The sequence below is a fragment of the Kitasatospora griseola genome (assembly GCF_014648555.1).
GTDB lineage: Bacteria > Actinomycetota > Actinomycetes > Streptomycetales > Streptomycetaceae > Kitasatospora > Kitasatospora griseola.
Genome location: NZ_BMRI01000049.1, coordinates 32,436 through 38,549 on the forward strand (window position 1 = coordinate 32,436; position 6,114 = coordinate 38,549).

The 6,114-nt window shown below is 73.3% G+C and carries 3 protein-coding genes and 2 pseudogenes; 3 read left to right on the forward strand and 2 right to left on the reverse strand.

All coding sequences use genetic code 11. The annotated features are described in order from the left end of the window. Positions 1 to 95 precede the first annotated feature (95 nt). Entirely contained in the window at positions 96 to 356 is a 261-nt protein-coding gene (locus tag IEZ12_RS34445) for a hypothetical protein (protein WP_189277934.1), read from the forward strand. A gap of 836 nt (positions 357 to 1,192) precedes the next feature. Next, complete coding sequence (locus tag IEZ12_RS40455; protein ID WP_308431115.1) at positions 1,193 to 1,861, forward strand: hypothetical protein; 669 nt, start codon at positions 1,193 to 1,195, stop codon at positions 1,859 to 1,861. A gap of 519 nt (positions 1,862 to 2,380) precedes the next feature. On the opposite strand, the gene IEZ12_RS39705 is transcribed toward IEZ12_RS40455, so the two are convergent. After that, positions 2,381 to 5,026: a DUF7824 domain-containing protein gene (locus IEZ12_RS39705; RefSeq protein WP_229848563.1), complete on the reverse strand. Its 2,646-nt coding sequence runs from the start codon at positions 5,024 to 5,026 to the stop codon at positions 2,381 to 2,383. Between the two features lie 82 nt (positions 5,027 to 5,108). Then, positions 5,109 to 5,894 (reverse strand): annotated as a pseudogene (locus IEZ12_RS40745) (SWIM zinc finger family protein); the annotation flags it as partial. An 11-nt stretch (positions 5,895 to 5,905) separates the two neighbouring features. Between IEZ12_RS40745 and IEZ12_RS34460 the strand changes: the two are divergent. Further along, positions 5,906 to 6,114, forward strand: a pseudogene (locus IEZ12_RS34460) (SMI1/KNR4 family protein); the annotation flags it as partial.

Sequence of the window (6,114 nt, forward strand, 5' to 3'; positions counted from 1 at the left end):
GGTCGCCGCCCACGCCGTCGCCTGCTCCTACCTGCCCCCGCTGCCCGATTGCCGCTGACCGACCGTCGGCCCGACGCCACCAGGAACACCCGACCGTGAACGACCACCAGCACCACCGGCCGGACCCGGACCGCGACATCGAGCATGAGCTCCAGGCCCACGCCCTCGACGTCGCGCAACTCGCCGGCGACGTCCACCGCTACCAGGACGACCTGCGCGACGGACGCGCGCACCCCGCGGCCGCCGACCGCCTGGCCGCCCTCGCCGAGCGGATCGCCCGCCAGGCCCACCGCATCACCGGCGCGCGCGACGCCACCCGTCGCACCCGACAGAACCGACCCGAAGGGACCCCGTGACCACCACCAGGACCAAGGCGGCCAGGATCCGCCGCGCTACAGCGCCGACTGTCCCAGCTGCGGCAAGACCATCACCCACGACCTGCGACGAACTCAAGTACCGCCACCAGCACACCGCCTGACCCGACACCACCCCGGGGCCGGCCTGTCGTGAGCGGGCCGGCCCGACCTCGACAACACCCGCACCCCAATCACCATCCGCCCCCTACAGCTGACGGAGACCCATGTACGGCACCGGTGTCCCCTACCGCGCCGAGTCCGCCGCCACCCAGGCAGTGGGCGTAGATGTGCACTCGGTGCTCCGGCCCGGTGCGTTCGCCTACCCGAGTCGACGCCCACCTGTCATCAACCCAGAGATGAAGCGCCCCCTGGAAGCGCTGGGAGCCACTCCGAAATCCGATGGATCCTCCGCCGCGGGCGAGGCACAATCCCGGTGAACCGCAGCGAGGGGGGCTTGTTTGGACGTGTTCGTGTGTGCCGGGTGCTGCACCGAGCTGACGGCACCGGTGTCCTGGGTCGCACTCCCCGTCCACACCCATCACGGCGCCTGGGAGGAACTTCATCCTCCTCTGATGCAGCCGGGAACGTACGCCGTCGACCCCAGACCCACCGGACCGCCTTGGCGGTTGTGGGAGGAAGTCGGAGCGGAAACGGCTGCCCGACAGGGGGTGTACGCCCCGGTGTACTCCGTTTCTTTCGGTGCGCGGGGCAGGATCGTCATCGCACCGGGTGATTCCAGGTCGATGGCTCTGATCCTGGAGAAGTGCGAGGGCTACTGCCGGGGCGTTGACGGCCGGGCCGGGCCCAATCTGGCCTGTACGGGGTGCGGACGGGCTGTGGCGACCCGGATCGACGACTGCGGCTCGTGGCAGACGGTGTGGTTGGAGCCCGACGCGGTCGTCCGCCGCTCCTCGGGGCTTCCGGACCGTCCGCCGCGCAACTGGGCGGACCTCGGCCGCGCCGAGCACCGCGTCCCGCCAGTCGAAGCCGACGGGTCGTGGAGCCGCCGCTGGGAAGCCGCGGTTGGTGTCATGCTGGCCCACCTTGTGGCGGCCACCGAGAACCACCCGGTCACCCTTCCCGCTGGCCCTGCCGCCGAGCTGCTCGGCCACGCCGTGGCCCGCTGCCTCCCACCAGGGCCCGACCCCCGCTCGGTGGGGCTGGCTGGCCCGGGCCTGCCCGAGCTGTGGCCCCGCCCCGATGTCCTGCTCGTCCCCCGCCACCCTGGCACGGGCGAGCCGTGGCGTCCGCCCGGCCTCAAGGCGACGGTGGTGCCGCTGGACAGTGGGGTCTGGGCCTACCTCACCAGCCCCGGGGAGACCTCGCCGATGCCCGCCGCCGGTGTACTCCCGGAAGGCGTCCTGCGCGACGACTACCCCCTACCCTCGCGTCCCTGGCGCCTCCTGGAAGCCCACGCCGGCGCCTTCAGGGACACCCTGGTCGGGTTGCCCGCGATCCGTAGCCCCCGGCTGCGCGGGTATTACGACGCCGCGTACCGATCGTGAGCGCCTGTTGGGCGTTGTGGGCTTCCGGACCTGTCACAGCGTTCCTGCTCCCGGGGGTTGCGGATGCGAACTCGGTGTTCGAGTTAAGGAGTTGTTGTCGGCGGACCGTCGCCCTGCAGGAGGAGCTGAACCAGGCTGATCCAAGGGGGGTCGCCGGTCCTCTGGAACGCGCGGACCCTCCAGCGTCCTGCGGGCAGGTGGACGGGGGGCTTGGTCCGGCTCGCCTCCGCCGTCCGGATTAGGGAATGCCGAGGTTCTTTCCGGCCTCAGCGGAGTCCATGAGGACCGCCGGTCCGGCAGTCCCCCAAAGGCCGTACTCCTCACCAAGGCGTCGCCGGGTCGCTCAGCGTCGCTTCGGTGGCTGCGAGCAACTCGGCGTCGGAGTCCGCAGCAAGGACTCCGCCGTGGTAGTCACGGCGGAGTCGGCCCCACGCTGTGACAGCTTCAACCCGGACCGCGGAAGCCTCCGGGCGTCACGCCGACTGGCGTAAATTCCAGTGCCGGACAGCCCGCGGACGCTTACCCTCCGGTGGATTCCCCAGCCAGCACCTCTCGTAGGGCCCGTGCCTCCTTCACCACCCGACTCGCCCCACCCCGTTCGGCCGCCGCCGACACTTCGGCGATCGGGCCGCGCGCGCCACTGCGCCGCGCACAGTCGGCGGCTACTGCGAGAAGTTCGCCTGTGCCCCGTGCGGGGACGGTCGTGAGCAGCTGCGGCAGTGCAGCCGCCAGCGCCGACCACACCGTGCCGTACGCACCCGTCGCGGCGACGGCTCGTAGGGCGTCGGTGAGCCGGTTGGCCTTCACCGCACCGATCAGCAGCAGCTCGGCCAGCTCCCGTCCGAGCAGCGGGCCGTCCAGGTCGCCCCGGGCCGCGAGCAGCAGCAGAGCGTCCACCGCAGCGGTGCGGTCCTCGGGCCATCGGGCGCCCAGCCCGTACCCGACGGCCAGGTGGACGGCCGGGCCCGCCGGGCCGTCTGCCTCGATGAGGTGGGGAAGCAGTCGGGCGGCGCCCCGGCCATCCGTGTGGGCGAACGCGTCGAGCATCCGGGCGGCCAGTTCCTCGCGATGGTTGGGCAGGGCCGCGAGCCAGTGCCGGGACGGCGTGCTGTACCGGTACCGGGTCGTCCGCAGCCCCGAGTGGACGAGCGGGCCGACCAGTTCGGCGAATTCGGGGGTCAGCCGGTCGTCCGCCCCGCCGCACTGCTTGGCAGACCCCGCACCGGGCTGGTCGATCACGGTCAGCACGACGCCTTCGAACTCGTACACCCGGCCGCCGCCCACAAGGTCCTGCGCCGGGGTGAAACGCCTGCGGGTGGACGGCTGCGCCGGGAGCCCGCCCGAGCGGAGCCAGCGCGCCGCCCGCTGCCCGACCGGCGAGCCGAGCCGCTCGGCGGCGGCCAGCACCTCGGCGTCCTCGGTGGGCATCGCGCGCAGCAGGGCCTGCGAGAGGTCGGCGGGCCCGGGTTCCAGGCCGGCTGCCTCGTAGGCGGCGAGGCGGTCGACCAGCGTCGCCGCGTCCAGCGTTCCGGTGGCGGAGGTCGGAGTGGCGAGCAGGAAAGGCGTGCGGCCGGACCGGATCCCGTCGGCCGCCTCCTCCAGGCGGCCGGCGAGCACGTTGCCGAACACGGTGCTGCAGCCGCCGCGCAGCGGATCGGGGGTCGTCCGTCCGGCCGCCGCCAGGGCGACGTGCAGGACGGCCTGCGGCGAGCAGTCCGCAAAGCGGTGCGTGCCGCTCCACTCGTGGGCGCGCAGCACCGGCTCCAGCGACCGGGTGAGCGCCGGGCGGTCCCGGTGGGCGTGCCGGACCAGGCCGTCGAGGACGCGTTCGAAGGCTATCGCGTCCGGGTCGCCGACGAGGACCGCGGCGAGCTCCTCGGCGACCTCCTCCGGGCTGTCCAGCGGGCCTGGCACCGGCACGGGCATTGGCACGGGCGGCAGTAGCTCCCGGTACGCCTCGGCGGGCGCGGGGAGTTCGCCGCCGAGGAGTTCCCCAGCCCGTGCGGTGTGGGCCGGGTTGAGCAGTTCGGCGGCCGCTCGCAGCTGCGGGAGCACCGCCGCTCCGGCCCGGGGGAGGTGGCGGGCCGTCACCCCCAGGGCCCGGCCCTGCAGGTCGGGGTCGGGGTGGCCGAACGCGTGGGCCGTCGCGAGCACCACCTCGTCGGCCCGGGCCGGGTCGCGCCGCGCCGCCCCGTCCAGCCAGCCGAGCTGGGAGCGGACGAGCTTCTTCTCGCTCCGCAGGAGCACCGCCGCCGAGGCCTCAGCGAGCAGGCCGGGGGGCAGCAGGCCCGCCTCGTCGAGCCCGGCCAGCACCTGCTGGGCGTGCGCGGCGACGAAGGGGAGCGCGTCGAGTAGCGTGAGGTAGCTCCTGGCCCGGGCCATCCGCTCCTCGGGGGTCGGAGCGAAGGCCTGCAGCAGCTTCAGGAAGCCGCGCTGGTCGCTGGTCCGCCCGCCCCGCGCCAGCCGGGCCAGGCAGCGATCGATCAGCTCTCCCCGGTCCAGCGTGCCCTGCTCGGCCAGCCGGATCAGGCAGGTCGGCCACCAGTCCTCGGGGCACTGCTCGTCCCGCGGGCCGTCCAGCACGGCGCCGATCTCGTCGAGCTCGAACAGGCGGGGCGTCAGGAGCGGCACGAACGGGTCCTTCGACAGCCGCTCCCACAGGGTCGCCCCGGCTGCGACGACGATCGCGTTCCGGTGGGACGAGTACGTCCAGGTTCGGCCGAGGCACCACCGCGTGACGAATCCGTCCGTGGTCGGTACGTCGCAGCCGGTCGTCCGCACCAGGTGCTCCAGCAGGAGGTACGTCTTCGTCCCCCAAGAGGTGGCCCGCCGCCGGGCCAGTGCGGCAACCAGCGTGCTCCGCCATTCCGGCGGCCGGCTCTCGATCACCGTCAGCAGGGCGGGCTGGTCCCAGCTGTCGTCCTGCCTGGACCATGGGCCGCCCGTGCTCAGCCAGGCGGCCGCCGCGGTGGCGGTGTGGCATCCGGCCCCCGCGACCATCAGCGCCTGGAGGACCTCGCGCTTGAGCCACGGCTTCTCGTCTACCTCCCGGCGGACCTCCTTCAATTCCGCGATGCAGTCGCGCCGCTGGGCCGGCGTCAGCCCGGCCAGTTCCCGGGCCACCCCGTCGGCGTCCCCCGCCCGCACCCGCTCGATCACCGTCACCGCGTCCCCTCCACTGCCGTGTTCCCGGCCCCGTCTTCCGCCCGCCGTCGGCCGCCGCGCCCCGGTCCGAGCACAGGCTAGCCGCGAGCGCATGCTTGCACGGCCCGCGTCCGCTTCGGTACTTGGCCCACCACGGGCAGGTGCAGCTCAGCTTCCCGTCCGGCCCCACCCGGACCCGCTGCACGTGCTCGTCCACCGTCGCGCCGCCGTCCTCCATTCGCACGGTGCCCGCCGCCACCAGGGCGCGGGCCGCCCGCAGGTGCGGGTTCTGCGCCTTGGCGCGGCCGGAGTCGTAGGGGAGCTGGCGGTGGAAGTACGCGGCCTCGGCCGTGTCGTACCCGATCTGACCGGCCGTCCCAAGCCTGGTCAGGGCGGCACGAACGCGGTCGGTGCTCAGCCCCGCCTGTGCGGCGAGCTCCGCCGGGTCGATCCGGGGCTCCCGGGCCAGCAGCGCCGAGACCAGCTCGGCGTCGGCGTGCTCGGTCGCAAGCGCCGGGAGCACGCCGCCCTCGCCGGAGAAGCCGCGGGCGGCGTCCGGGTCGACGGCGATGCCCTTGGATCGGCAGTCACAAGGGCTGACGACCCTCGGCCGGCCCCTCCAGGGTGCCCTCGGATGATCTTGCTGACCAGATGAAGATGGCGGTGAGGTGGAGTCCGGCGAGGTAACTGGCGGTGGCAGGGCTTGCTGACCCGGCAGACGGAGTACACGGCCACAGGCGGCCGCTGGCACCTTCCGCAGACGGACTGCCCGGCCGCATCGCGGTGGGGATGAACCGCCCCACCGCCATCGAACGTGACACCGAGGCGGTCTGATTCGCACGCGAATCCCTCGCTGGAAGAATGACGTCAACTGTCCGAGCTGGCTCATACGCTCATCGGGTGACCGATGACGAGATCATTGAAGTCTGCCGGAGGATCGCCCAGGAACGGCAGGCGCCCCCGCCGGCGCCGCCCGAAGCCGTTGCCGAGGCGGAACGTGTCATCGGGTTCGCCTTCCCCACGCTTCTCCGGCGTCTCTACACCGAGGTGTCCAACGGCGGCTTCGGCCCCATCGACGGGGTCCCGCCAGTTGATGTGGGGTCGTGGCA